A 25,257-nucleotide genomic window follows, 5' to 3' on the forward strand; every position below is an offset into this window, starting at 1 on the left:
CTCCGGCCTTCCGAGGCAGCGGCGGGGGTCAGTCGCCGATCGGCAGGTACGGCACGGCTGAGTCCAGCCCTGCGGGCGGCAGGATGACATGGTCGGCCTGCGCCGCCACCACCGGCTTCGGGCGATACCCGATCGAGGTGCCGGCCGTGCGCATCATGACCAGATCGTTGGCGCCGTCGCCGATCGCCACAGTACGTGCCAGCGGAACCTGGAGCTCCGCGGCCCACTGCGTCAGCAGATCGGCCTTGCGCCGACCGTCGACGATCTCACCGCTGACCCGTCCGGTCAGTCGCCCGTCGACGATCTCGAGCACATTGGCCGCCCAGAGGTCGAGGCCGAGACGGTCGGCCAGCGGCTCGAGAATCTGGCTGAAGCCTCCGGAGACCGCCCCGATGCGGCCGTCGTGCGCATGCACAGCCGAAATGAGCTGCTCGGCGCCGGGACTGACCCGCACACGGTCGACCACATCCATGACCACAGATTCGGGCAGACCGCCCAGAGTGGCGACACGCTCGGTCAGGCTCTCACGAAAGTCGATCTCACCGCGCATGGCCCGTTCGGTCACGGCCGCGACGTCGGCACGGACGCCGGCCGCATCGGCGAGCAGCTCGATCACCTCGTCCTGGATGAGCGTGGAGTCGACATCGGTCACGACGAGCATTGAGACGGTCACCGACCCAGTCTACCGGCAGGGACGTCACCCCAGGCTCATCGGGTGACGTCAACACACGGTGCGGCGTTCCAAGAAGTCGAAGGCATGTTCTAGGCTGGAGCCCATGACTACAGTGCTCGATCTTCAGCATGTCAGCGTGCGGCGCTCTGGCCGCGCCCTGCTCGACGACGTCTCGTGGCGCGTCGAAGGCGACGAGCGCTGGGTGGTGCTCGGCCCGAACGGCGCAGGCAAGACCACGCTGCTGAACGTGGCGAGCGCTCAGCTGCACCCCAGCACGGGGGAGGTGCGCGTGCTGGGCGAGCAGCTCGGGCGTGTCGACGTCTTCGACCTCAGACCCCGCATCGGCGTCGCATCGTCGACCACTGGAGCGCGCATTCCGGCGAATGAATCGGTGCTCGACGCCGTGCTCACGGCCGTCTATGGCGTGACCGGCCGCTGGAACGAGAAGTACGACGAGCTCGATCTCGACCGTGCGCACTCAATGCTGCGCGACTGGCAGCTCGAGCCGCTCAGCCACCGTCGCTTCGGCTCGCTGAGCGACGGCGAGCGCAAGCGTGTGCAGATCGCTCGGGCGGTGATGAGCGACCCTGAGGTTCTGCTGCTCGACGAGCCCACGGCCAATCTCGATCTCGGTGCGCGCGAAGAGCTGCTGCAGCTGCTCGGGGAGTACGCCGTCGCCCCCGGCGCGCCCGCCCTGGTGTCGGTGACGCATCACGTGGAGGAGATTCCGCGCAACTTCACGCACGCTCTGCTGCTGAAAGACGGCAAGGTCATGCGACAGGGCCCCATCAACCAGGTCGTCATCAGCGAGAGGCTCAGCGAGCTGTACGGGCTGCCGCTGACTGTGACCGAGAACGAGGGACGCTACGCAGCGCGCGCGAATCTGGTATAGTGTCAGCTTGGCTTATGCGCATCGCGTGCAGAATCGTCTGAGTACGAACAAAAGGATCACTCAATGAAAAAAGGCATTCACCCCGACTACGCTCCGGTCGTGTTCCGCGACCTGGCGAGCGGCGACACCTTCCTCACCCGCTCGACGGTGAAGTCGGACAAGACCATCGAGTGGACCGACGGCAAGACCTACCCGGTCTATGACGTCGAGATCTCGTCGGTGTCGCACCCGTTCTACACGGGCAAGCAGCGCATCATGGACTCGGCCGGTCGCGTCGAGAAGTTCAACTCGCGGTACAAGGGCTTCGGCAAGCTTTCCTGAGCCACTCGCACGCGATAGCAGAAAGAGGGACGCCAGAGATGGCGTCCCTCTTTCTGTGTCTTCTGGGCTGCAAGCTGTGTTTCCACACCTGCCCGCCCGGTGCGCCCCAGGCGTCGGCTGCAGTCAGCGGACGGGCCAGCTGCCACTCGTCCAGAAGTCGGTCATTCCGCGTGTCTTGCGCATGTAGTCGATGAAACTGTCGGCCTGCTCTTGAGCCCAGCCGATCTGGTCGGTGTGCAGCTGCTGGGCGCTCACATCGAGCCGTTCCGGGTATGCCTGGGCGATGGCCTGCGCAAGACGGCCGGCGGCGAGCGCATCGGCAGAGGCATGATGCGCATCGTCGAGCCGCACTCCGTAGTGCTCGGTCGTGACTGTGAGTGTGCGCTTGCCACGGCGATACGTGTCGACGGCTTTGTCGATGACCAGCGGATCGATGATGGGGCTCGGATTGACGAGCGGGGCGATGCCATAGCGCAGCGCCTCGCTGTGCACGATCGAGAAGTCATACGGGGCGTTGTACGCCACCACCGGCACCCCCCGTTCGAGTGCCGCACGGAGAGCGGTCACGATCTCGGCCACGGCTTCGGCGGCCTGCTGACCCTCGGCCCGAGCCTGTTCGGTGCTGATGCCGTGCACCTTCTGCGCCTGCCAGGGGATCTCGACTCCTGGATCAATCAGCCATGAGCGTTCTGCGGTGACGGCTCCAGATGCGTCGAGTCTGCCGATATAGGCGCTGACGATGCGCGCGGTGTCGGTGTTCACCCCTGTCGTCTCGGTGTCGAAGACAAAGAGGTCGCGTGCCCACTCAGGCAGTTTCGGGGTGTTTTCCATGTGCTGAAGTCTAGCGGCGACCTGTGACATGAGCGGAACTCCCGTGGGCGCGACGTAGACTGAGCGGATGGCTGAGCGCAAGCAGACGGTGATCGACGGCACGACCACGACGTATTGGGTCTACGGCGAGACGGCATCCGCCCGGTCGAATGACCAGTCGCGCGCGCACAGCGCGGATACGCCCACTATCGTGCTTGTGCACGGATTTCGCGGCACCCATGAAGGCCTCGACCTGATCGCCAAGGGCCTCCCGCCCGACATGCGGGTCATCTCGCCGGATCTGCCCGGCTTCGGGCAGTCCGAGAGCCTCGCCGCAGGCAACACCATCGATGCGTATGCGACATGGCTGAGACGTTTCACCGCTGCCATCGGACTGCCCGAAGCGCCGGTGCTGGGTCACTCGTTCGGGTCGATCGTGGTCTGCGCCGCCGTCGCATCCGGTCTGCAGCCGAGCCGAGTCGTGCTGATCAACCCCATCAGTCAGCCGGCGCTGCAGGGACCGCAGCGCCTCGGCAGCCTTGCCGCGCTCGGCTACTACCGGCTCACCGCACTGCTCCCCGAGGGCGCCGCGCGTCGGGTGCTCTCGATGCGACTCGTCGTGCGGGTCATGAGTGAGATCATGGCGAAGACGCATGACCCTCGGCTGCGAGCGTGGATCCATGCTCAGCACCAGGCGTACTTCTCGGTGTTCGACTCTCCGTCGGGTCTGCTCGAGGCCTTCCACACCTCGATCACACATGACACGGGGGAGTATGCCGACAAACTGACCATGCCTGTGCTCGTCATCGCCGGCGACCGCGACGACATCGTGCCGCTCACGTCGCAGCGCACGTTCGTCGAGGCTCTCCCGAACGCTCGTCTTGAGGTCGTCGAGGGCGTCGGTCATCTTGTTCACTATGAGGCCTGGCGCCAGGCTGACAGCTGGGTTCGACCGTTCGTGTGCGCACCGGTGTGAGCCTGATCGGTCAGCGATCGAGCGTCACCTGGGCGTCACGGATGCGCAGGGCCAGATGCACTCCGAGCCTGCGAGGCGAGGCGTCCCAACCTGCGCCGAGGACCGTGCTGATGCGCTCGAGCCTCTGGCGAACGGTGTTGCGGTGCACGCTGAGGAGTTCACCGGTGAGCGCCGTGTTGCCCTCGGACTCCAGATAGACGTACGCCGTGTTCGTGAGATCTGTGTGGTGCGTGTGGTCGTAGGCGATCAAGCCGTCGATCGGCGCCGTCAGCGACTGCGGCGTCTGCCCGCGTCGAGCCAGTCCGAGGACGACGCCCAGCAGCCCCAGCTGCTCGCCGTGCACGATGCCGTCGCGCTGCAGAGTGTCCAAGGAATGCAATGCCAGCTCAGCTCGCTCGTGCCCGCTGCCGATGAGCCGCGGGTCGTCGAAGGGGCCCTCGACGCCGGCTCTCAGCGTCCAACCGCGTGCTGCGAAGAGGTCGCGGACGCGCTGCTCCCACTGCGTGTCGACCGTCACCATGCAGACATGGCCCGAATGCGACGACATCAGCACGCAGCGCATTCGCAGGCCGCTCAGCAGCTGCAGCAGACGGCGACGGTCTTGGTCGGGCACTTCGATCGCGACGCACAGCAGCGGTTCCCCAGAACGGATGCCCCAGTGCTTCAGACGGCGTTCGATGCGCTCACGGGAGTGCTCGCGACCGTCGATGATGTCTTCGACGACCTCAGACTGACGACGGAGGTCGGCATCCTCTTCGGCCCGTTCGAAGAGCACCGCGAGGGCCAGGTGCACGGCGACCCGTTCGAGCAGAGTGCGTTCTGTCTCACTGAGCAGTCGATCCGCAACGACTCGTCCCAGCGTCTCACCTGCGGCGACCACGGAGACGTACGACTGCGCGTCAGCCTCGGGCGCACGGCCAGAAGTGGCGGCGACCATCGAGCCGTCAGCGTCGTAGAAGGCGAGATCGACTGCCAGAGCCGACCGGCCGATCATGAGCAGGTGCTCGGCGTCCGGCGTGCCCATGACCGTTTCCATGAGCCGCCGATCCAGATCGAGCACGTGAGTGGTCAGGGCGAGCTCGTCTGCGTCGCGGCGCTGTCGGCTGGAGAGCTGCTCGACGAGCCTGGTCAGCGATTCGAAACGCATGGAGTTGTCGATCGCGATTGCGGCGTACCGTCCGAGTGAGTCCACCGCCGCGATCTCAGCGGCTGAGAAGAGACGACTGTGCCGTTCGGCCACGAGCAGAGCGCCGATGACGCGTCCGGTGACGGTGAGCGGTACGCCCATGACAGCCTGGACGCCCTCGCCCTGCACGATCTCGTCAATCTCGGCGAGATGCTCGATCTCTGGGTCTTCGGCGTAGTTCGAGGACTGGACCGGTGCGAGACCCGTGGCGACCTGCCCGAGCACACCGGTGCCCAACGGCTGTCGGATCGTTCGATAGGCCTGCGTGATCACCCCCTCGGCATGACGGATGTACGTCTCGCCATGTTCGAAATCGGTCAGACTGATATAGGCCATATCGGTCGAGAGAAGCACTCGCGTGCGATGCACGATCGCCTGCAGCACCGCCTCCAGATCGCGCAGCTCGGTGAGATCTGCCGCGGTGTCGAGCAGCACCTGCTGCAACTGTTCTCTGCCCTGCGCGAGGTTGTGCGTCACGCATATGATTGTGCCTCACATATGGTCTGCCTGCCATCGCTGCAGTTCTTCGATCTTCGTATTGTCAGTAGTGATCTGCTTCCACAGTGGAGCAGACCGACGCCAAGACAACGGAGTCCCGTGAACGGCCAGCGCGCAGTGTCACGGCGAGCAGAGGAGCACCATCATGCAGATCACCGGAGCAGTGCTGGAAGAGATCGGACGCAGCCGTCCGTACGTCGAATCGAAGCCCATCACGGTCAGCACACTCGAACTCACCGATCCGGGGCCCACCGAGGTGCTCGTGCGCATCGAGGCCGCAGGCATCTGCCACTCAGACCTTTCCGTCGTCGACGGCAATCGCCCCCGCCCGGTGCCGATGCTGCTCGGACACGAGGCGGCCGGAATCGTCGAGGCCTTCGGCAACGAGGTGACCGACCTGCGCATCGGCGACCGAGTGACGCTCACCTTTCTGCCTCGTTGCGGCGAGTGCGAGGGATGCGCCACCGACGGGCGTCTGCCCTGTGTTCCGGGCACTGCGGCGAACGAAGCCGGCGTGCTGCTGCACGGCACACATCATCTGACCCGAGACGGCGAAGAGGTCAAGCACCACCTCGGAGTCTCCGGGTTTGCCACGCGAGCCGTCGTCGACCGCGCTTCGGTCGTGCCGGTCGGCAACGACGTGCCGCCCGAGATCGCCGCAGTGCTGGGCTGCGCCGTGCTGACCGGCGGAGGAGCCATGCTCAACGCCGTGCAGCCTGATGACGGTGACACCGTCATGGTCGTCGGACTCGGCGGCGTTGGCATGTCGGCGCTCATCTCGGCGCTCGCGGTCGGCAAGGGCGACGTGCTCGCCGTCGACGCGCTGCCCGACAAGCTCGAGCGCGCTCTGGAGCTCGGCGCGACGGCGGTCTACACGCCGGCCGAGGTCGCAGAGCAGGGGATCAAGGCCGACCACGTCATCGAGTGCGCCGGACACCCCAAGGCATTCGAGACGGCGTTCTGGGCGACCAAGCCGGGCGGACGCACCGTGACGGTCGGTCTGCCGCATCCTGACGCGCGCTCAGAGGTCTCGCCGACGGTGATCACCGGTCAGGCCCGTACGATCATCGGCAGCTACTTGGGCTCCGCAGTGCCCTCACGCGACATCCCGAAGTTCGCGGACTGGTGGCGCAGCGGCAAGCTGCCCGTCGAGAAGCTGATCTCTCGAATCATCACGCTCGACCAGATCAACGAAGCGATGGACGAACTCGCCGACGGCCGTGCCGTGCGTCAAGTCATCCTCTTCGACGGTGCGGGTGAGGCTGCTGCTGCATGAGCGGCCGTTCACCTCTTCTCGGGTGTGGAGGTTCAGGGAACCGGGCGGTACTCCGTGCGCCCTGGGCGGGCGTCATAGCGGCTCAGCGACCAGTGACCGGTCGGTGAGACGCTGAACTCGTTCGCACTTCCGTTGTGAATGTACTCCTGTGGGCGGGGGCGTCGAGAATCCGTCACGAAGCGCATCAGCGAACCGATCACGCCGCCATGCGAGACGATCAGCAGCTGCTCGCCGGGGTGCTGGTGAGCGAGCGCCGTGAGCGCTGGCTGTGCGCGAGCGACGACGTCCGCACGGCTCTCGAGTCCGGGCACCTCGGTCTCGTCGCCGAAGCGGGCGATGCGCTCCTCGAGGGTGAGCCCCTCGATCTCGCCGAACCTGCGCTCATGCACTGCAGGGATGCGCAGCGGTGCAGGCAGACGGAGCTCGGCCGCGATGATCTCGGCGGTCTCGAAGGCTCGGCACAGCGGGCTGGAGTAGATCCCGGTCCACGAATGGCGCATGAGGCTCTGTGCCGCGGCGAGCGCCTGAGCACGGCCGGTGTCGTTGAGCGGAATGTCGGTGCCTCCCTGGATGCGGTGCTCCGCGTTCCAGTCGGTCTCTCCGTGCCTGACCAGACACAGGGTCGTATCCATGAGCACCTTCCTCGCCTCCCGCCGCACACGCGTCCGTCGCTCGACTCTGGACGAACGATCCTGAATGAGCCGAAATCAGTGTATCCGCAGACTCTGTATACGATTCCTCTGCGGCGGTCGGGGACCCTCATCCCAGTGGGCTAGCATGAGAAGCGTGGCTACCAATGACGTTAAGAACACAGACCGTATCCGTAGCGAGATCTTCCGCAGCAAGATCGTTACGGCCGACGACGCTGCGGCCCTGATTCACGATGGCGCTGCCGTCGGATTCAGCGGCTTCGTGGGTGCCGGGTATCCGAAGGCGGTTCCCGAGGCTCTCGCAAAGCGGGCGCATGCACTGCATGCGAACGAGCAGGATTTCAGCATCAAGGTGTACACGGGGGCATCGACCGACCATGCGCTCGACGGCATCCTCGCAGAAGAGGAGGCCATCTCGTTTCGCACTCCCTTCTCGACCGACGGCGCTCTGCGCAAGCAGATCAACTCGGGCGAGGTCGGCTACATCGACACGCATCTCTCACATCTGGCACAGCAGGTCGAAGAGGGGTTCTTCGACCACTTGGACTTCGCGGTCATCGAGATCTCGGGCATCGACGAGAACGGCGACCTGATTCCCTCGACCTCGCTCGGCAACAACAAGACCTACATCGAGCAGGCCGACAAGGTGATCCTCGAGGTCAACGAGTGGCAGCCTGAGCAGCTCGACGGCGTGCACGACGTCTACTACTCGATCGGCACCCCGCCGAATCGTCAGCCGATTCCGCTCAACACGGCGCACGACCGCATCGGCATCGGTCGTCTTCGGGTCGACCCTGACAAAGTCGTCGCGGTCATCGAGACCGAGGGCGGCGACCGCAACACCAAGTTCACTCCGCTGGACGAATGCTCGAAGGCCATCGGCGACAACGTGGTCGAGTTCTTCAAACAGGAGGAGGCCGCGGGCCGTCTGCCCGAGGGGCGGCTGCTGCCGCTGCAGTCGGGCATCGGCAACGTCGCCAACGCCGTGCTGGCGGGGCTGGAGCGCGCCGGATACCAGGGGCTGGAATGCTACTCCGAGGTGATCCAGGACGGCATGCTCGACCTCATCAAGTCAGGCACCGTCGAGCTCGCCTCTGCGACGGCGCTCTCATTGAGCCCCGATGCAGTGAACGAGTTCCGTGACAACATCGACTTCTACAACAAGCACATTCTGCTGCGGCCTCAAGAGATCTCGAACAACCCCGAGCTCATTCGTCGCATCGGCGTCGTCGCGATGAACGGCATGCTCGAAGCCGACATCTACGGCAACGTCAACTCGACTCACATCATGGGCACCAAGATGATGAACGGCATCGGCGGCTCGGGAGACTTCGCTCGCAACGGCTACATCTCGATCTTCCTGAGCCCCTCGACGGCGAAGAACGGCAATATCTCGGCGATCGTTCCGTTCGCGTCGCACATCGACCACACCGAGCACGACACCATGGTGGTCGTCACGGAGTTCGGCTTCGCCGATCTGCGCGGCAAGACGCCTCGTCAGCGCGCGGAGGCCATGATCGCGATCGCGCACCCCGACTACCGCGACCAGCTGCGCGACTACTTCGACCGTGCCAACGCACAGCCGAACGCGGGGCAGACGCCGCACATCCTGCCAGAGGCGCTCAGCTGGCACCAGCGCTTCCTCGACACCGGATCGATGAAACAGGACTGATCCACACAGCAGCACCTTGGACGACAGGGGCGTGCGCCGGGTTCGGCTCACGCCCCCTGTCTCGGTCTGCGCAGCTCACATCATTCGTGAGAACCGATAGACTGAGCCCATCATGCACAGGCAGAGGCAGTCGAGCGCGCACAGAGTGCTGCGCGCCTACCTCAGTGCCGTGTTCTCGGTCTCTGTGGGATGGCTTGCCCACACAGCGGTCGAACACCATGCCCCGACTGCGTTCGCCTTCGTCATTGCCGTCGTGCTCACGGCGCCCATTCTGCTGCTCGCTCTGCGGCGCGTGGGCCAATGGGGTTCCGCAGTGCTGGCAGTCGCTCTCGGACAGGGCATCCTTCACGTGCTGCTCAGCCTCGATCAGAGCGCCTCGAGTCTCTCAGGGGGAGGGCTGCCGCCGGCTGTCGCCGTGGCTGGCGCCCACCATCACGGTGCCGGTTCGGCGGTGATGACGTCGATGTCGGACACGGCACTCTCGCATTCGATCGCATCCTTGCCGGCTCATGCGATGGGTCCCACCATGCTGGTCGCCCACGGTCTTGCCATTGTTCTCTGTCTGCTCTGGCTCGGCATGCTGCCCAGCACGGAACGTCTCGTGACGCGACTGCTCAGCGGCGTCGTCGCCTGGCTGACGCTCGCCCTGCAGCCTGCGGGTGCGACAGCGCGCCTGCTGCAGGTGTCGTTCGCCGACGCTGCACACACCCTGCGCCGTCGCTGCTTCGGCAGTGTGCGCACGCTGCGCGGACCACCCGTCTTTCTCTGAATCCAGCACATCGCCGCGCCGCACGCTGACGCCGTCTCGCGCGTCAGCCCGCTCCCTCCTGGTGAGATGCGGCATCGGTTCTCAGAACTCAGACGAAAGACCCACTCAATGCACAATCAATCCATCGCGCCTGCGCGCACGCGAACCACGCTCACTGCGGCGATCGCGCTGCTCGTCGGTCTGCTGCTCACACTGCAGCCGTGGGCGACAGGCCGCGCACACGCCCATGACGTTCTCGTGTCGTCTGACCCGGCAGCCGGAGCGGCGCTGACGACCGCGCCGACTCAGGTCGCACTGACTTTCAACAACGATGTGCTCACCGGCGTCGCGAACCAGATTCAGGTGCACGGACCGGACGGCGCCTCGGTCGCCGGCGACGGCTTGGCGGCCGTCGAGGGAAGGGTCGTGACCGTGCCGGTGACGATCACGGCCAACGGCACCTACTCCGTGGCCTGGCATGTGGTCTCGAGTGACGGGCATCCCGTCGAAGGAACGTTCACATTCGACCTCGCGTCGCCAGACGCCCCAGCAGCCGACGAGACACCCGACGCGAGCGGTCAGGCGAGCGCGAGCAACGCATCCGCCGCACCAAGCGCATCAGCCGAGGCGCAGGCCGACGGCCAGAGCGACGACGTCGACCACAGCGGCGCGATCGTCGCCTGGGTGATCACCGGCATCGTCGTCGTGATCGGCGTGGCAGCGATCGTGCTGGGCGTTCGGCGCAGCCGCCGCCCCCAGAAGTGACGGTGTGGGGTCGAACGACTCTCGACTCCGCCTCCCTCAGAAACAGACACAGCGGAACGGGCGAACTGCGGTTCGCGCATTCCGCGAACCCGAAAGAACTCATCATGAAGAACAACGACAACCTACAGTCGTCGGCACAGACCCGACGCATCACGGCAGATCAGCGTGCGATCGAGACGGCGGAGACGCTGCATCGAGGCGGCCTCGGCAGGCGGTGGGGCGTGGCCGTGAGCGGCCTCGCGCTGGCCGCCGGCATGCTCTCCGGCTGTGCGGCCTCGTCGAGCTCGGACAGCTCGAACGCCTCCGACAGCGCCTCGAGCTCGGCGGCCGCACAGCAGTGCGAGACCGCGGGCGAGGTGCAGATCTGCGATCCCTGGGTGAAAGCGGTCGACGCTGACGGCGACGCACATCCGATGACAGCCGCATTCGCCTCTCTGCACTCGACGACGGGGCAGAGCCTGCATCTGGTCTCTGCGGAGTCAGATGCCTCTGGCATGACCCAGCTGCACGAGACCGTCGCCGACGGAGGTTCGACCACGATGCGCGAGAAAGAGGGCGGCTTCATGGTTCCGACCGACGGTGCGCTCGATCTGCAGCCCGGCGGCAACCACATCATGCTCATGTCGCTGCAGAAGTCTCTGCAGCCTGGTGACAGCGTCTCGATCACTCTGCACTTCGAAGACGGGACTTCAGCACAGTTCGCGGCACCGGTGCGTCAGTACACCGGCGCCAAAGAGAGCTACACCGATGACCCGAACATGAAGATGGACGACGACGGGCCGACTGCCACGAACGGCGACGGCATGTCGGAGCACCACCATGGCTGACCACGACCCCGTGGAGAGCGAGCCGTCGAGGTCTGACGGTTCGTCGGCTTCGGCGACTCACCCCTCCAGCGGCGCCGGTCGATTCACCCGGCGCGGTCTGCTGACCGGCGCCGGGGCGACTGCGGCAGGTCTGGTCGTCGGCGCCGGGGGCGGCTGGGTGGTGCGCGAGCGTCTCATGCCCGCCGGGCCGACCTCGGCGGATGCCGTGGTCACCGGCGATGAGACGGTCGCCTTCTACGGTCGTCGACAGGCGGCCGTAGAAGCCCCGGCACCGGCGCACGTCGGCTACCTCGGTTTCACACTGCGCCCGGAGACCGGCGTCGAGCAGCTGCGGCGTGCACTGCGCATCATCAGCGACGACGCCTCTCGTCTGACTCGGGGCGTGCCGTCGCTGGCGATGAGCGACCCCGATCTGGCGACGCCTGCTGCGCGGCTCACGGTGACGATCGGCTTCGGAGCGCGCGTGTTCGAACTCGCAGGTCGTACCCCGCCGCCCGGTGTGGGAGGCCTGCCCGCCTTCTCGATCGACCGTCTGCGGCCGGAGTTCAGCGGCGGAGACCTTCTGCTGATGATCGGCTGCGATGATCCGATCACCCTTTCGCATACCGAACGAGTCATGATCAAGAACATGCGCTTCTTCGCCACGGTGGCCTGGCGTCAGCAGGGCTTTCAGCGTGCCCGGCACAGCGAGCCGCCGACGGCCACGCCGCGCAACCTCTTCGGGCAGAAAGACGGCACGGTGAACCCCCGTCCCGGCACCGACGCGTTCGAGCAGCAGGTGTGGGGCGCATCGGGAGGATTCGCCCCGTGGGCAGAGAACGGCACCACGCTCGTTCTTCGTCGGATTCGGATGAATCTGGAGACTTGGGACGAGGTCGACCCCGTCGGCCGAGAGAACAGCATCGGACGCCGTCTCGGTTCGGGCGCCCCGCTGACCGGCACCGATGAGTTCGACGAGCCGGACTTCGACGCCAAGAACTCCGTCGGCTTTCCGGTCATCGACCTTGCCGCACATATGCGTCGCGCCCGTCAGGCCGACGGCCGGGTGCGCATCCTGCGTCGCGGCTACAGCTACGACGACGGTGTGGATGCCGAGGGCGTCGCCGACGTCGGTCTGCTGTTCGGTGCCTGGCAGGCCGACATCATGCAGCAGTTCGTACCGGTGCAGCAGTCGCTCGCCGACATGGATCTGCTCAACCAGTGGACCGTGCCGATCGGCTCCGCCGCGTTCGCGATTCCTCCAGGCTGCGACGTGGGCGGCTACGTCGGCGAGACCGTGCTCGGCTGAGTGCGACCCAAGCGAAGTGATTCGAGACGCCGTCGGCTGGTCTAGGCTGGTTCGGTGAAGATTACGCGATCGCTGATGGTCAAGGGCGCTGTGCTCGGAGCGTTCGCCGGGGTGCTCTCCGGGCTCTTCGGCGTCGGCGGCGGCATCATCATGGTGCCGGTGCTGGTCATGCTCGGGCTGAGCCAACGTCTTGCCAGCGGCACGTCGCTGGCTGCGACCGTTCCCATCGCCATCGTCGGGGTGATCACCTATGCCTCTCATGGCACGATCGACCTCGTTCCCGGGCTCGCCATCGGCTTCGGGTCGTTCTTCGGGGCGTTTCTCGGCACCTGGCTGCTGCAGCGCGTCAAACCGAAGGTGCTGCAGCTCTTCTTCGCGTTGGCGATGGTTGCGACGGCGGTTCGGCTCTTCATCGATCTGCCTGTCGAGGGCACCGGGTTCGCGCCGCAGCCGCTGACGCTGGCCCTTTTGGTCTGCTTCGGCCTGCTCGTCGGCGCGCTGGCAGGGCTGCTCGGAATCGGGGGCGGCCTGATCATCGTTCCCGTTCTCGTGCTGACGCTCGGACTCGACCCGAATCTGGCGAAGAGCTCCTCGCTCATCGCGATGCTCCCGAGCGGGGTGAGCGGCACGTACGGCAACCTGCGCAACCACAACGTCAGTCTGCGACTGGCCGCCGCTATCGGACTTCCGGGGTCGCTGACTACCATCTTCGGCGGATGGCTCGTGCACGTGATCGACACGCGCCTGGCCATGGCCCTCTTCGCCGTGCTGCTGGTGCTGAGCGCTCTGCAGATGGTGAGAAAGGCCCTGAAACGTGGTTGACGCTCCACCTGGGCAGCAGCAGCGACGCCTGCTTGCAGCCTGCGCGATCGTGCTCACCGCGCTCAACCTGCGTGGTGCGGCGACGATTCTGTCGCCGATCGTCGACTTGGTGAACCAGGACGTCGAACTCGACACCGTCATGCAGGGCGTGATCGGTGCACTTCCGCAGCTGCTCTTCGCCGGCGCCGGTCTGATCACCCCGCTGCTCGTCCGACGCATGTCGCTTCCGGCGCTCGCCGGCGCCGCCATGGTCGTGACCGCCGGGGGCCAGGTACTGCGCGCGTCGACGAACAGCGACCTCGCCTTCGGTCTGAGCACCGGACTCATCTTCTTGGCGATCGGCGTCGGCAACATCGTGGCACCGCCGACCATCAAACTGTTCTTCCCGCGTCATGTGGGCACGATGACCTCGGCCTACAGCATCACGCTCGGGCTCAGCACCGCTGTGCCGCCGATCTACATCGTCGTACTGTCTCATGCCGTCGGCTGGCGTATCGGGCTCGCCTCGTGGGCCGTACCCGCGTTCCTTGCCGCACTGCTGTGGGGCGTCGTGATCCTGACGAGCCGTCGCAGCCCGCGCGAGTCCGAGCCAGGCGACGCTCCCGCCCCTCCTGCGATGCGCGAGACCGCTGCCGGCGGCACCAACGTCGACAACCGCAGCACGGTCAGCGCGGCAGATGCGCCCGGGAAGAGCCTGCAAGTGTGGCGAACCTGGCAGGGGTGGGGTATCGCGGTCATGATGGCTGCCCAGTCGACGGTCGTCTATGCCATGTTCGCGTGGCTGCCTGCGCTGCTGCGCGACGCCGGCGTCGACGCGGCCTCGGCGGCATTCGGACTGTCGCTGTTCACCGCTCTCGGCATTCTGCTCGGGGTGGTCATACCTCCGATGACCTCCCGCCAGGCGACGCTTCGCCCGTTGCTGGCTGTGTCGACGGTCTGCTTCGCCGTCGGCCTGATCGGGCTCATGGTGTCACCGGGCCACTTGTCGATGCTCTGGGTGGCAGCGCTCGGTCTCGGGCCACTGACGTTCTGCATGATCCTGGTGCTGATCCCCCTGCGGGCGCGTACGCAGATGCATGCCTCTCAGCTGTCCGCGTTCGTCCAGGGCGTCGGGTATCTCATCGCCGCCGCAGGGCCGTTCCTGTTCGGTCTGCTGCATGACCTCTCTGGGGGATGGACGCTGCCGTTGGCCTATCTGCTGGCCTGCGTCGCGATCTCACTGCCGTTCGCAGTCATCGGCACTCGACCCGGCTACGTCGGCGATCCAGCACGTCGCTGACATCGGGTCGGCCTCCGCGCCCAGACCATCGGGCCGGCCGGAAGAGTCACGTCCAGACTCAAGGAATAATGCCCAGCCCCCAGGCAGAATGCGAGAAGCCCCTCGGAACCGATGATTCCGAGGGGCTTCGTTCTGTGCCCGAGAGGGGACTTGAACCCCTACCCACGATAATTTGTGGACTAGCACCTCAAGCTAGCGCGTCTACCTATTCCGCCACCCGGGCTGGTGCTGTGCCCCGCAGGGCACCAGATGAGATTAGCACGTTTGCCGTGAAGTGGGAAAACTGGTGGGGCACGTCGCACCGAATCGGCCTGAGACCGGCGATCTGAGGGTGCCGGGTGGGTGTATCCCGGGCATGTCTCCTGCCGTACAGATGACGCTCGTGGTCGGTCGGGAGCAGTCACCAGCGTGCGGCAGGATACGATTTCGTCATGGTCATTCATGACGACGCTGCAGGCGTTCCCTCAGACTCACACGTCAGTGCTGCTCGTCATGGTGACGATGACGCCGACCTGCCGGATGTGGTGCGCATCGTTCGCGACCTGGTGCGCTTCGACACGACGAACTACGGCGGCGGCAACGCCAAAGGAGAGGGTCCGGCGGCGGCCTACATCGCAGACTTCCTGCGCTCGCAGGGGCTCGACCCCGTGATCGTCGGTCCCGCAGCGACGCCGGATGCCCCGGCGCGTCCCAGCGTCATCGCGCGCTGGCCGGGACAAGACAGCACGCTTCCTCCGCTGGTGCTGCACGGCCACACCGATGTGGTGCCGGCCGACGCGAGCGACTGGAGCGTCGATCCCTTCGCCGGAGTCATTCGCGACGGCTGTCTGTGGGGGCGGGGCAGCGTCGACATGAAGAACATGCTCGGTCTGATCCTGGCGAACGTGCAGCACTTCACCGAGCAGGGCAGACGACCGCGACGCGACGTCATCCTGGCATTCTTCGCCGACGAGGAGGCCGGTGGCGCGGCCGGTGCCGCCTGGCTGGTACGTCAGCATCCAGAGCTCTTCGCCGATGCTCGAGTGGCTCTGAGCGAGGTCGGAGGGTACACGATCACCGTCGGTGACCGACGGGCGTATCTCCTGCAGACAGGAGAGAAGGGGCATACCTGGCTGCGGCTGCGAGCACGCGGTACGGCCGGCCACGCTTCGGCGGTGAACCATGACAACCCAGTCACCGCGATCGCGCGGGCGGTCTCTGCGATCGGGGCGATCGAATGGCCGATCGAGCTGACCGAGACGACGCGAGCGCTGGTCGAAGGCATCCGCGATCTGGCCGGACTGCCCGCCTCAACGCCGCCCGAAGACGTGGTCGCCGCCGCGGGCTTCGCGAAACCGTTTCTGAGCGCCACGCTGCGCAACACCACGACTCCCACTGTCATCAACGCCGGATACATGCAGAACGTCATTCCGGCGTCGGCCGAGGCGCTCGTCGATGTGCGCCCTCTGCCCGGACAGGAGGAACCGGTGCTCGCGCGGGTTCGTGAGGCTGCTGGCCCCGACGTCGCCATCGAGATCATCGAACAGGGCATCGGCTACGAATCGTCGTTCGACGGCGACTTCGTCCAGGCGATCCAGGAGTCGATCGCCCTGCACGACCCTGAGGCGGTCGTGCTTCCATATCTGCTGAACGCCGGCACCGACAACGTGTGTCTCACTCAGCTGGGCATCACCGGATACGGGTTCGTGCCGACCCGAGTGCCAGACGACTTCGACTTTCCGGGTTCGTATCATGCGGTCGACGAGCGCATTCCGCTCTCGGCTCTGCTGTTCGGCGAAGAGGTGCTCGGCGATCTGCTCGAACGGTACTGACCGAGCCCGTGACACCCGGTTCGGCGGATGCCGGCGTCGGTGGTCTAGTCTGGTGTGCGGCACCCGTGCGAAGCCGACGGGCCTGCCACGGCGCGCTCTTCGCGTCCGTGCCTGACATCACCAAGTGCTGATCACCGGAAAGGTGTGCTGTTGTCCATCCTCGACGCCCTCATCCTCGGACTGGTGCAGGGGCTCACTGAGTTCCTGCCCATCTCATCGAGCGCGCATCTGCGCATCGTCGGCGAGTTCCTGCCGGGAGCGGAAGACCCCGGGGCGGCGTTCACAGCCATCATCCAGCTGGGCACCGAAGCAGCCGTGATCGTCTACTTCTGGAAGGACTTCGTCCGAATCGTCAGGGCCTGGTTCGCAGCGCTGTTCGGCCGCATCCCTCGCAACGACCCCGATGCGCGCATGGGGTGGGTCATCATCATCGGCACCATTCCGATCGGAGTCTTGGGGCTGCTCTTCAAAGACCAGATCGAGACCACGCTGCGCAGTCTCTGGATCGTGGCCATCATGCTCATCGTCTTCGGCATCGTGCTCGGTGCGGTCGACCGCTGGGCGCCGAAGCGCAAGAGCCTCGGCGACTTGACCCTGCGAGACGGTCTGTTCATGGGGCTGGGTCAGGCGCTCGCGCTGATCCCCGGCGTCTCTCGGTCAGGCGGTACGACCACCGTCGGCCGCGGACTCTCCTACGATCGCCCGACAGCGGCGAAGTACTCGTTCTATCTCGCCGTACCAGCCGTAGTGATCTCGGGATTCTTCCAGCTGATCGAGTCGGTTCGCGGAGAGACCCATGATGTTCCTGAGTTCCTCCCGACCCTGGTGGCGACCATCGTGTCGTTCGTCGTGGGCTGGTTCGTCATCGACCGTCTGATGAAATACCTGCAGCGCGGTTCGTTCGCGCCGTTCGTGATCTACCGAGTGGTGCTCGGCGTCGCACTGATCATTCTGCTGAGCACCGGCGTCATCGCCGCCTGAGAACGTTAGGCTCGTACTGTGAAGAGTTGGTCGACACCTGCACCGCCCCATCTGCCCTCTGCGGCCGCCCCACGCCCGGTGCGCATCTACGATCACGCGAGCGATGCGCTGCAGCCGGCGTCCGAAGACGGCCGCACCGCACGTCTGTACGTCTGCGGCATCACCCCCTACGATGCCACGCACATCGGCCATGCCACCACCTATCTCGCCTACGATCTGCTGAACCGGGCTCTTGTCGACAGCGGAGTCGCCGTGCAGTATGCGCAGAACGTCACCGACGTCGACGACCCTCTGCTGGAGCGCGCGGAGCAGACCGGTGCCGACTGGGAGGCTCTGGCGGCCCAACAGATCGAGCTCTACCGTACCGACATGGCCTGGCTGTCGGCGCTTGCGCCAGCGCATCTCGTGGGAGTCACCGAAGTCATCGATGAGATCGGTCAGGCGGTTCTCGAACTGATCGAACGCGGCTTCGCCTATCGCGTCGAGAGCCCCGACGCCGAAGAGGACATCTACTTCGACGTGCGCGCCGCAGACGCGGCGCTGGCCGCGTGGACGCTCGGCGAAGAGTCGCGCTACTCGCTCGAACAGATGGTGCGCTTCTTCGCAGAGCGTGGGGGAGACCCCAAGCGCCCCGGCAAACGTGATCGTCTCGACCCACTGCTGTGGAGAGCCGAACGACAGGGCGAGCCCTCCTGGCAGGTGATCGGGCTGCCGGTCGGTCGTCCCGGCTGGCACATCGAGTGCTCGGTCATCGCCGAACGCTGTCTCGGGCCGAACTTCGACGTGCAGGGCGGCGGGTCAGACCTGATCTTCCCACACCATGAGATGTCGTCAGGCCACGCCACGGCGATCAACGAGCTGCCCTTGGCCCGCATCTACAGCCATGTGGGCATGGTCGCATACCGAGGCCGCAAGATGAGCAAGTCGCTGGGCAATCTCGTGTTCGTACACCGTCTGCGCGACGCCGGCATCGAACCGGATGCCGTCCGGGCTGCCGTCTTCACACATCACTACCGTTCCGACTGGGAGTGGCACGACGCCGACGTGGCCAAGGCACAGGAGCGTCTGGCTGAGTGGCGCAGCGCCTATCAGGTGGCCATGCAGGGCAGCGACCACCGTCGTGAGGCCGACAACCCGGTGCTGGCGAATCTTCGCCAGGCCCTGGCCAACGACCTCGATGCGCCGCGCGCACTGAGCGTGCTCGACGCCTGGGCCGACAGCCCTGAGGCGCCGGAGCTCATCGCGGACGCCGCGCAGGCGCTGCTTGGCATCGATCTGACCAGAAAGGCCGATGTCGCATGAGCGCAGGTGAGCTCGAAGCCGTCTGCTGGGATATGGACGGCACCCTGATCGACTCCGAGCGCTACTGGATAGAGTCTGAGGTCGACCTCGTCGGCGAGCACGGCGGAGTCTGGACCGAGCAGGACGCCAAGGCCAGCGTGGGAGCGGCGCTCGACGTCATGGCCCGACTCGTGATCGCTGCTGGGGTCGATCTGCCGGTCGAAGAGGTCATCCGCACAGTGAGCGCTGGCGTGGCCGATCGCTACGCCTCACTGGGCATTCCCTGGCGGCCGGGCGTGCTCGACCTGCTGCAGGAGCTGCGTGACGCAGGCGTCCCGCAGTCGATCGTAACGATGTCGCACGCCGACACGGCGAGCGCCATTGCCGAGGCGGCCCCAGCCGGCGTGTTCCAGCATGTGATCACCGGCGATCGGGTCGCACACGGCAAGCCCCACCCCGATCCGTACCTCACCGCGCTCGAACACTTGGGCACGAGTGCCGCCGGGACGATCGCCTTCGAAGACTCCCAGACGGGCGTGAGCAGCGCATCCGCCGCAGGTCTGCTGACCATCGCGGTGCCCTGCGTGCTTCCGCTGCCCGAATCGAGCGACTATCTGCTGTGGGAGACACTGCAAGGAGTCGACGTCGCACTGCTGCGTCAGACGGTCGCAGAGCAGATGCACAACGCATGAACGAGACAGACGAGATGACTGACCACACCCCAGCCGCACCGCAGCACGAGGCCACCGCCCATGACTCGTCGAGCGCAGGAGGCGAGATGCAGCACGGCGCCCTTCGCGTCGGCGATAAAGTGCAGCTGACCGGCCCAAAGGCCCGGATGCACACGCTGATTCTGCAGCGCGGCGCCGAGTTTCACACCAACAAGGGCGCGATTCGTCATGACGACCTCATCGGCGCTCCCGACGGCAGCGTGATCGAGTCGACGCAGGGCGTGCGCTACCTGGCGCTGCGCCCGCTGCTGCGTGACGAGGTGCTGTCGATGCCACGCGGCGCCGCGATCATCTATCCGAAAGACGCCGTGCAGATTCTGGCGCTGGCCGACGTGCACCCCGGGGCGCGGGTGGTCGAGGCGGGTGTCGGGTCGGGCGCCCTGAGCATGTGGCTGCTGCGCAGCCTGGGCGATTCCGGCAGACTGTTCTCGTTCGAGCGACGCGAGGAGTTCGCCGAGATCGCGGATGCGAACGTCAGCGGACACTTCGGCCGTCACCCCGAGAACTGGACGGTGACGGTCGGCGATCTGCAGCAGGAGCTGCCTGCGGTGGTCGCCGACGGCTCGGCCGATGCAGTCATCCTCGACATGCTCGCGCCGTGGGAGACGATCGACGCGGCGGCGGCGGCTCTGCGACCCGGCGGTGTGCTCGTGGTCTACGTCGCGACTGTCACGCAGCTGTCGCGCGTGTCCGAGACGATTCGCGATCGCGGCTGCTTCACAGTGCCGCAGGCCACCGAGACGATGGAACGCGAGTGGCACGTCGAGGGACTCGCCGTGCGCCCCGAACATCGCATGATCGGTCACACCGGCTTTCTCACGTCGGCTCGCAGGCTGGCCGATGGGGTCGACCTCCCCGAGATCTCTCGCCGACCGGCCAAAGACGCCTTCGACCCCGACGACCTGGCCGTCTGGACGCCAGGCTCGGTCGGTGCGCGGAACACGTCTGAGAAGAAGCTGCGCAAGTCGGTGCGCACGGCGCAGCGTCAGCGCGAGCAGCGGGCAGCCGAGTAGGCTGTCACACGGATTGGAGAACACATGCGTTCACAGAAGGCCATGAGATCGACCATCGGCGCCGGTGTGGGTGTGCTCGCACTGGTCGGTGCGCTGCTCGCGGGGTGCTCGTCGCAGCCCGATCGTGCAGTCGCATCCGGCGACGCGTCGGATGCGGTGGTCGCCTCGGACTTCGACCTCTCGCGGTCGAGCATCGACCCGAAGCCGGATCTGCAGGTCGACGGAACACAGCTGAGCATCGGCAGCGCCGGCGACGGCCGCTTCGTCGACGTCGATCAGGACGCAGTGCTGCTGGGCGTGAGCATGTTCAATCTGAAGACCGGCAAGGCGCTCGGCCAGGCCGCAGATCTCCCCGCTGTGTCGGTGTCATTTCTGCGCGGTCTGAACTCTCCTGTCTATGGAGCGATCGCAGACGCGCTCAAAGGTCAGCGCGTGGGTGACGTCTTCACCCTGGTGGTGCCCAACGTCGACGGAGCAGATCCCAGTTCGACGGACGGCAGCGGTGCCGGCGACGTCGTCGTGATCGGCACCGTGCGAGACAGCTTCCCGGCTCGGGCCCACGGCGCGGAACAGGCACCGGTCAACGGATTCCCGCAGGTGGTGCGCGACACGACAGGCCGACCTGGGCTGGTGCTGGGCGACGAATACTCATCCGCCGGAGCACCCGAGTCGGCTGTGCTGGTCAAAGGCGATTCGAAAGAGACCGCCCAGGCAGGCGACACCGTGCAGCTGCAGATGACGATGTTCGACACCTCGGCGAAGACCCGCAGCGCCAAGGTGCTGCAGTCGACGTGGGACGACGGACAGCTCACTCAGCTGAAGCTGGACGATTCGGACGACGCGTTCTTAGGGCTGATGGAGCGCACCCTCACGTCGGTGCCGATCGGTTCGCAGGTCATCGTGCACGTGCCGACCAGCTATCAGTCGCAGGTCGGCGATCTGCTGGTGATCGACGTGCTGGCACGCACTCCGGCTGCTGAGTGAGACCATGGCCGATCGGGTGACCGCGCAGGAGCGGATGCTCAATCTCGTACTGGCCCTCCAGCACACACGCTTCGGCCTCACGAAGCGACAGATCCTGAGCGAGGTGTCGGGGTACAGCGACGACTTGGCGTCCGGAGTCTCGATGTCGGCGCTCGAACGACGGTTCGAACGGGACAAAGCCGCGCTGCGTGCCCTCGGCATCGACGTCGTCGCCGCCGACGATGTCTGGACTCCCGGTGACAACCAGCTCACTCGGTATCACATCGACGAGCAGGCGTATGCGCTGCCAGAAGACCTCGAGCTCAGCGGCGCCGATCTCGGTCTGCTCACCGCCGCGGCTCTGCTGCTCTCGCGGCTTGACGCACCGGAAGGCCGAAGGGTCGCAGAACGGGCCCGAGCCCTTGGCGCGCCCCAGGACGCCGCCGCTGACCGCGATGCCGCGTCCGACGCTGCACAGGAGCGTTCGGCTGAGCTGGTGGTCGGCGGTCTGCTCGATCTCATGGTCTACGAACCGAACCTGCGGCCGCTCCAGTCTGCCGTGCTCGAAGGCCGCATCGTGCGCTTCGACTACCACACGCAGGATCATCAGCGCACCACGCGGCGCACGCTGCTGCCGCTGGCGGTCGTGCTGGTCGACGGCCGCTGGCATGTGCACGGCGTCGACCTCGACCGTCTGCCGAAGCGTGCGGAGCGACTGGACGCCCCGGAGCTGCGGCGCACTTTTCTGCTGCAGCGCATCCGCGGAGTCGTCCGGCCCCTCGAGGAGAGCGAGCTGCAGAGCGGCCGTGTGCGCGACGCGCAGACGATCGCCGCCGAACGCAGCCGCGAGGAGTGGGCTGAGTCGGTCGTCGCCGACCTCGAGCGACTGCGCCAGGAACAGAGCGCCCGGCTGCAGGTGCGACCAGGCAGCGAGGCTGCGGTGCGCCTCGGCGACCGACTGCATGCCGTCGGCGATGCGGCGACGCCCGAGACGACGTTCGACGTGCTGACGACGGACTACGACCTGCTCGCCGACGAGATCACCGGGTACGGCGACGAGGTGACCGTGATCTCGCCCGAGAGCCTGCGCACCCGTGTCGAGGCCAAGCTGCGCCGTCTGCTGGCCGACCACACCGGAGAGGGCGAGCGATGAGCGACCAGTCGAACGCAGCCATGCAGCGCCTCGGATTCGCCTTGGTGCTGGTGCCGTGGGTGGTGGCCAACCCTGGCGCGACCGTCGAATCGATCTCCGAATGGTTCGACGTGCCCGCCGAGCAGGTACGAGACACCGTGCGCATGCTGCCCCTTGTGGGTGTGCCCGGTGACTCAGCGGCCTACGATCCAGGCAACCTCTTTGACATCGACTATGACGACTTCGAGCTCAACGACCGGGTGACGATCACGAACTCCGTGGGTCTGAACCATGTGCAGCGCTTCTCGACCGCCGAGCTCGCAGGGCTCTCTGCGGCGCTGAACTATCTGGCCGCACTGCTGCCCGACGAGCGACGCGCTGCGGCCACCCGACTCGCCGCTCGACTGGGCGGCGGCACGGTCACGGCTCGCAGCGAGGGACGCTTCGCCGAGACGATCGCGCTGCTGCGGGCCTGCGGCGCCGACCGGGGCGCGGTGGAGTTCGACTACACCTCGGCCTCCGGGCACCGATCGCACCGCACGGTCACCGTCGAACGCGTGCGCATGACCCAGGGCATCTGGTACCTCTCGGGAGTCGACGGCGTCGACAGCACGGGCCTGCCGCGCCGACGCACCTTCCGGCTCGATCGCATGGCGGCGGTCGCCCGCAGCGCAAGACCGCCGATCGCAGCCGATCACGGCCAGTCGACCTCGGCATCCGTCGACACCGTGAGCAGAGACGACGAGGCCGAGCCCATCACCGTCACTCTCGAGGTGCAGGCCGAGGCCGCCGGTGTGCTCATGGCGTTCGGAGAGCGTCTGACCGACGATGTGAGCTGGCCGGTGCGCCGCCTGGTGCGAGTCGCATCGGTGCCTGCACTCGTGAGACACGTGAGTTCGCTGCCCGGGCGCGTTCGCATCCTCGCTCCGGCATCGGTGCGCGAGGCTGTGGCCGACCATGCTCGTCGCGCGCTGGCGGCCTCTGTGGATGCCGAGCTGGCCTCGTCCGACGAGTCACCTGACGAGTAGGATCGTGATCATGTTCTTCTGGATCTCTCTGGGCGTGGTCGTCCTGGCGCTGCTGGCGCTGGCTCTCGTGGCCTGCGTCCGCGTGCCGCGGTATCGTCGGTCGGCACGTCAGCTGATGGCCGCCGTCGACGAGATTCCGAAGTCGCTGGGTCCGCTGACCGCTCAGATCGGCCTCCTCCAGCAGCGGCTGCGCCCCGATACCAGGATCAGCCTCGACGACGAGGGTCTCTCTCTGACGTCGAGTGAGATCGAAGAGGCCCAGCGGCGTCGCGTCATGGCGGCGCGTGCGGCTCGGGCGAAGTACCGTCGTCTGCGACGGGCTCGATCCTGACACTCCCACAGCCAGCGGCACCGGCTCGGTGACACCGAACGCACCGCTATACTGATCACGATTCCCCACACCCTTGGAGCGACCGCAATGAAACCTTGGCAGATCATCATCATCGTCCTCGTCATCCTGCTGCTCTTCGGTGCGCCGAAGCTGCCCGGTCTGGCGAAGAGCCTGGGGCAGTCCATGCGCATCTTCCGCAAAGAGGTGAAGGGACTCGAAGCAGACAAAGCCGCCGATCAGGAATTGACTCGGTCGAACCAGCAGAGCGAGCAGTCGTCGCCAATGACGTCAGGCCAGGCACCGGTGCAGCAGCCGGCGCCCGTACAGCAGCCCGTGCAGCAGCAGCCGGTTCAGCCGGCGCCCACACAGCCTGCTGAGGGCGACGCGCCGAAGAACGCCTGACACCGGCACGGCGGTGTCTCAGACGAAGAAGAGTCGCGACGGCACGATGTCGATCGCGCAGCACTTGGTGGAGCTGCAGAAGCGCATCATCATCTGCGCGATCGCGATCGTGGCCGCCGCGATCGGTGCGTGGTTCATCGCGCCGTTCGTGCTCGACGCGCTGCGAGAGCCTCTGCTGATGGTCATGCAGAAGACCGGCAGACAGACCCAGATCAACTACTCGGACGTGTCGAGTCCGCTCAATGTGCGCATGCACATCACGATGGTGCTTGGCATCATCATCGCGGCTCCGATCTGGCTCTACGAGCTCTGGCGGTTTCTCGCTCCCGGCATGCTGCGCAAAGAGAAGCTCACCGCCGTCGGGTTCGTCGGCACGGCCATCCCGCTGTTCCTCGGCGGGTGTCTGTTCGGCTGGTGGGCGTTCCCGAACCTGGTGTCGTTCATGTCGAGCTTCGCATCGGCCGACGATGTGCAGCTGATCAGCGCAGACACCTACCTGCGATTCGTGATGAACCTGATGCTGTTCATGGGGCTCGGGTTCGTGCTGCCGCTGCTGCTCGTGCTGCTGAACTTCGTCGGCGTGATGAGCGCGAAGACCATCATCAAGGGCTGGCGCGTGGCCATCGTGGTCGCACTGATCTTCGCGGCGTTCATCACCCCGCCGACCGACATCCTCAGCATGTTCCTGCTCTCCAGCCCCATGCTCGGGCTCTACCTGATCGCCTGTCTCATCTCCTGGCTGCACGACCGACGCGCGGCGAAGCGGGCACAGACACTGCTCGAAGACGATGCACTGCCCGACCCGGACATCCCCGGCACCTCAGACCTGACCGAGACCTCCGGTGCATCCGATGCGGGCAGCACGACGAAGTGACCCAGGGCGAACGTTCTGGACGAATGA

Annotated in this window: 26 protein-coding genes and 1 tRNA gene; 22 read left to right on the top strand and 5 right to left on the bottom strand. The window is 66.2% G+C overall.

Annotated elements, in window-relative coordinates; all coding sequences use genetic code 11:
• Positions 1-28 precede the first annotated feature (28 nt).
• Positions 29-673 (bottom strand): phosphoserine phosphatase SerB, encoded by a 645-nt coding sequence (gene serB, locus F8O09_RS01390; protein WP_225732799.1) that lies wholly within the window; start codon positions 671-673, stop codon positions 29-31.
• 103 nt (positions 674-776) lie between these two features.
• Here serB and F8O09_RS01395 point away from each other — a divergent pair, with 103 nt between their 5' ends.
• Both F8O09_RS01395 and F8O09_RS01400 read left to right on the top strand, forming a co-directional pair.
• Positions 777-1,565, top strand: coding sequence for an ABC transporter ATP-binding protein (locus F8O09_RS01395; protein WP_158053683.1), 789 nt, complete (start codon positions 777-779; stop codon positions 1,563-1,565).
• A gap of 63 nt (positions 1,566-1,628) precedes the next feature.
• Complete coding sequence (locus F8O09_RS01400) at positions 1,629-1,886, top strand: type B 50S ribosomal protein L31 (protein WP_158031502.1); 258 nt, start codon at positions 1,629-1,631, stop codon at positions 1,884-1,886.
• A 123-nt stretch (positions 1,887-2,009) separates the two neighbouring features.
• Here the strand turns inward: F8O09_RS01400 and F8O09_RS01405 are convergent, their stop codons facing one another.
• Entirely contained in the window at positions 2,010-2,717 is a 708-nt protein-coding gene (locus F8O09_RS01405) for a 3'-5' exonuclease (protein ID WP_192497509.1), read from the bottom strand.
• Between the two features lie 67 nt (positions 2,718-2,784).
• Between F8O09_RS01405 and F8O09_RS01410 the strand changes: the two genes are divergently transcribed.
• Positions 2,785-3,672: an alpha/beta fold hydrolase gene (locus tag F8O09_RS01410; RefSeq protein WP_158053685.1), complete on the top strand. Its 888-nt coding sequence runs from the start codon at positions 2,785-2,787 to the stop codon at positions 3,670-3,672.
• Positions 3,673-3,682: 10 nt separating this feature from the next.
• Here the strand turns inward: F8O09_RS01410 and F8O09_RS01415 are convergent, their stop codons facing one another.
• A complete protein-coding gene (locus F8O09_RS01415; protein ID WP_158053686.1) occupies positions 3,683-5,335 on the bottom strand; it encodes a helix-turn-helix domain-containing protein in 1,653 nt (550 codons plus the stop codon).
• Positions 5,336-5,501: 166 nt separating this feature from the next.
• Between F8O09_RS01415 and F8O09_RS01420 the strand changes: the two genes are divergently transcribed.
• Positions 5,502-6,632 (top strand): alcohol dehydrogenase catalytic domain-containing protein, encoded by a 1,131-nt coding sequence (locus F8O09_RS01420; protein WP_158053687.1) that lies wholly within the window; start codon positions 5,502-5,504, stop codon positions 6,630-6,632.
• A 32-nt stretch (positions 6,633-6,664) separates the two neighbouring features.
• Here F8O09_RS01420 and F8O09_RS01425 read toward each other — a convergent pair whose 3' ends face one another.
• Positions 6,665-7,264 carry a histidine phosphatase family protein gene (locus tag F8O09_RS01425; RefSeq protein ID WP_158053688.1) on the bottom strand — a complete coding sequence of 200 codons (600 nt, stop codon included), beginning with the start codon at positions 7,262-7,264 and terminating at the stop codon, positions 6,665-6,667.
• Between the two features lie 154 nt (positions 7,265-7,418).
• Here F8O09_RS01425 and F8O09_RS01430 point away from each other — a divergent pair, with 154 nt between their 5' ends.
• From F8O09_RS01430 to F8O09_RS01460, 7 genes are all read left to right on the top strand, one after another.
• The gene (locus F8O09_RS01430; protein ID WP_225732800.1) at positions 7,419-8,954 is read left to right on the top strand and encodes an acetyl-CoA hydrolase/transferase family protein; all 1,536 of its coding nucleotides are present in this window, start codon (positions 7,419-7,421) and stop codon (positions 8,952-8,954) included.
• Positions 8,955-9,066: 112 nt separating this feature from the next.
• Positions 9,067-9,723 (top strand): hypothetical protein, encoded by a 657-nt coding sequence (locus F8O09_RS01435; protein ID WP_158053690.1) that lies wholly within the window; start codon positions 9,067-9,069, stop codon positions 9,721-9,723.
• Positions 9,724-9,831: 108 nt separating this feature from the next.
• Positions 9,832-10,467 (top strand): copper resistance CopC family protein, encoded by a 636-nt coding sequence (locus F8O09_RS01440; protein ID WP_192497510.1) that lies wholly within the window; start codon positions 9,832-9,834, stop codon positions 10,465-10,467.
• Between the two features lie 104 nt (positions 10,468-10,571).
• Positions 10,572-11,294 carry a copper chaperone PCu(A)C gene (locus F8O09_RS01445; protein ID WP_158053692.1) on the top strand — a complete coding sequence of 241 codons (723 nt, stop codon included), beginning with the start codon at positions 10,572-10,574 and terminating at the stop codon, positions 11,292-11,294.
• Positions 11,287-12,582, top strand: a complete 1,296-nt coding sequence (locus tag F8O09_RS01450; protein WP_158053693.1) for a Dyp-type peroxidase — start codon at positions 11,287-11,289, stop codon at positions 12,580-12,582. Before F8O09_RS01445 ends, F8O09_RS01450 begins: the two co-directional genes overlap by 8 nt.
• A gap of 54 nt (positions 12,583-12,636) precedes the next feature.
• Positions 12,637-13,404, top strand: coding sequence for a sulfite exporter TauE/SafE family protein (locus tag F8O09_RS01455; protein ID WP_158031491.1), 768 nt, complete (start codon positions 12,637-12,639; stop codon positions 13,402-13,404).
• The gene (locus tag F8O09_RS01460; RefSeq protein ID WP_158053694.1) at positions 13,397-14,683 is read left to right on the top strand and encodes a CynX/NimT family MFS transporter; all 1,287 of its coding nucleotides are present in this window, start codon (positions 13,397-13,399) and stop codon (positions 14,681-14,683) included. The genes F8O09_RS01455 and F8O09_RS01460 overlap by 8 nt, the downstream gene beginning before the upstream one ends.
• 135 nt (positions 14,684-14,818) lie before the next feature.
• Here F8O09_RS01460 and F8O09_RS01465 read toward each other — a convergent pair.
• A tRNA-Leu gene (locus F8O09_RS01465) sits at positions 14,819-14,906 on the bottom strand.
• Positions 14,907-15,114: 208 nt separating this feature from the next.
• Between F8O09_RS01465 and F8O09_RS01470 the strand changes: the two genes are divergently transcribed.
• The 11 genes from F8O09_RS01470 to tatC all read left to right on the top strand — a co-directional run bounded on the left by F8O09_RS01470 (position 15,115) and on the right by tatC (position 25,230).
• Positions 15,115-16,494, top strand: coding sequence for a M20/M25/M40 family metallo-hydrolase (locus tag F8O09_RS01470; RefSeq protein WP_158053695.1), 1,380 nt, complete (start codon positions 15,115-15,117; stop codon positions 16,492-16,494).
• A gap of 150 nt (positions 16,495-16,644) precedes the next feature.
• Positions 16,645-17,475 carry an undecaprenyl-diphosphate phosphatase gene (locus tag F8O09_RS01475; protein WP_158031488.1) on the top strand — a complete coding sequence of 277 codons (831 nt, stop codon included), beginning with the start codon at positions 16,645-16,647 and terminating at the stop codon, positions 17,473-17,475.
• Positions 17,476-17,493: 18 nt separating this feature from the next.
• Positions 17,494-18,777 carry a cysteine--1-D-myo-inosityl 2-amino-2-deoxy-alpha-D-glucopyranoside ligase gene (gene mshC, locus F8O09_RS01480; RefSeq protein WP_158053696.1) on the top strand — a complete coding sequence of 428 codons (1,284 nt, stop codon included), beginning with the start codon at positions 17,494-17,496 and terminating at the stop codon, positions 18,775-18,777.
• Positions 18,774-19,448, top strand: coding sequence for an HAD family hydrolase (locus tag F8O09_RS01485; RefSeq protein ID WP_158053697.1), 675 nt, complete (start codon positions 18,774-18,776; stop codon positions 19,446-19,448). The genes mshC and F8O09_RS01485 overlap by 4 nt, the downstream gene beginning before the upstream one ends.
• A gap of 86 nt (positions 19,449-19,534) precedes the next feature.
• Positions 19,535-20,500 (top strand): tRNA (adenine-N1)-methyltransferase, encoded by a 966-nt coding sequence (locus tag F8O09_RS01490; protein WP_225732912.1) that lies wholly within the window; start codon positions 19,535-19,537, stop codon positions 20,498-20,500.
• A 24-nt stretch (positions 20,501-20,524) separates the two neighbouring features.
• Positions 20,525-21,484: a hypothetical protein gene (locus tag F8O09_RS01495; protein WP_158031484.1), complete on the top strand. Its 960-nt coding sequence runs from the start codon at positions 20,525-20,527 to the stop codon at positions 21,482-21,484.
• A gap of 4 nt (positions 21,485-21,488) precedes the next feature.
• On the top strand, positions 21,489-22,616 hold the full coding sequence (locus F8O09_RS01500) for a helix-turn-helix transcriptional regulator (RefSeq protein ID WP_158053698.1): 1,128 nt from the start codon (positions 21,489-21,491) through the stop codon (positions 22,614-22,616).
• Positions 22,613-23,623, top strand: coding sequence for a helix-turn-helix transcriptional regulator (locus F8O09_RS01505; protein ID WP_158053699.1), 1,011 nt, complete (start codon positions 22,613-22,615; stop codon positions 23,621-23,623). Before F8O09_RS01500 ends, F8O09_RS01505 begins: the two co-directional genes overlap by 4 nt.
• A gap of 10 nt (positions 23,624-23,633) precedes the next feature.
• Entirely contained in the window at positions 23,634-23,954 is a 321-nt protein-coding gene (locus F8O09_RS01510; RefSeq protein ID WP_158031481.1) for a hypothetical protein, read from the top strand.
• An 87-nt stretch (positions 23,955-24,041) separates the two neighbouring features.
• Positions 24,042-24,356: a Sec-independent protein translocase subunit TatA gene (tatA, locus tag F8O09_RS01515; protein ID WP_158031480.1), complete on the top strand. Its 315-nt coding sequence runs from the start codon at positions 24,042-24,044 to the stop codon at positions 24,354-24,356.
• A 13-nt stretch (positions 24,357-24,369) separates the two neighbouring features.
• Entirely contained in the window at positions 24,370-25,230 is an 861-nt protein-coding gene (gene tatC, locus F8O09_RS01520; protein WP_225732801.1) for a twin-arginine translocase subunit TatC, read from the top strand.
• The last annotated feature ends 27 nt before the right edge of the window (positions 25,231-25,257 follow it).

The sequence above is a fragment of the Pseudoclavibacter sp. CFCC 11306 genome, assembly GCF_008831235.1.
Classification (GTDB): Bacteria; Actinomycetota; Actinomycetes; order Actinomycetales; family Microbacteriaceae; genus Pseudoclavibacter_A.

Coding starts and splice junctions, on each gene's coding strand:
- F8O09_RS01395 (WP_158053683.1), top strand. CDS start 777: ATGACTACAGTGCTCGATCTTCAGCATGTCAGCGTGCGGCGCTCTGGC.
- F8O09_RS01400 (WP_158031502.1), top strand. CDS start 1,629: ATGAAAAAAGGCATTCACCCCGACTACGCTCCGGTCGTGTTCCGCGAC.
- F8O09_RS01445 (WP_158053692.1), top strand. CDS start 10,572: ATGAAGAACAACGACAACCTACAGTCGTCGGCACAGACCCGACGCATC.
- F8O09_RS01440 (WP_192497510.1), top strand. CDS start 9,832: ATGCACAATCAATCCATCGCGCCTGCGCGCACGCGAACCACGCTCACT.
- tatA (WP_158031480.1), top strand. CDS start 24,042: ATGAAACCTTGGCAGATCATCATCATCGTCCTCGTCATCCTGCTGCTC.
- F8O09_RS01470 (WP_158053695.1), top strand. CDS start 15,115: ATGGTCATTCATGACGACGCTGCAGGCGTTCCCTCAGACTCACACGTC.
- F8O09_RS01495 (WP_158031484.1), top strand. CDS start 20,525: ATGCGTTCACAGAAGGCCATGAGATCGACCATCGGCGCCGGTGTGGGT.
- F8O09_RS01485 (WP_158053697.1), top strand. CDS start 18,774: ATGAGCGCAGGTGAGCTCGAAGCCGTCTGCTGGGATATGGACGGCACC.
- F8O09_RS01510 (WP_158031481.1), top strand. CDS start 23,634: ATGTTCTTCTGGATCTCTCTGGGCGTGGTCGTCCTGGCGCTGCTGGCG.
- F8O09_RS01425 (WP_158053688.1), bottom strand. CDS start 7,264: ATGGATACGACCCTGTGTCTGGTCAGGCACGGAGAGACCGACTGGAAC.
- F8O09_RS01420 (WP_158053687.1), top strand. CDS start 5,502: ATGCAGATCACCGGAGCAGTGCTGGAAGAGATCGGACGCAGCCGTCCG.
- F8O09_RS01435 (WP_158053690.1), top strand. CDS start 9,067: ATGCACAGGCAGAGGCAGTCGAGCGCGCACAGAGTGCTGCGCGCCTAC.
- F8O09_RS01405 (WP_192497509.1), bottom strand. CDS start 2,717: ATGGAAAACACCCCGAAACTGCCTGAGTGGGCACGCGACCTCTTTGTC.
- F8O09_RS01450 (WP_158053693.1), top strand. CDS start 11,287: ATGGCTGACCACGACCCCGTGGAGAGCGAGCCGTCGAGGTCTGACGGT.
- F8O09_RS01490 (WP_225732912.1), top strand. CDS start 19,535: ATGCAGCACGGCGCCCTTCGCGTCGGCGATAAAGTGCAGCTGACCGGC.
- F8O09_RS01505 (WP_158053699.1), top strand. CDS start 22,613: ATGAGCGACCAGTCGAACGCAGCCATGCAGCGCCTCGGATTCGCCTTG.
- F8O09_RS01410 (WP_158053685.1), top strand. CDS start 2,785: ATGGCTGAGCGCAAGCAGACGGTGATCGACGGCACGACCACGACGTAT.
- F8O09_RS01500 (WP_158053698.1), top strand. CDS start 21,489: ATGGCCGATCGGGTGACCGCGCAGGAGCGGATGCTCAATCTCGTACTG.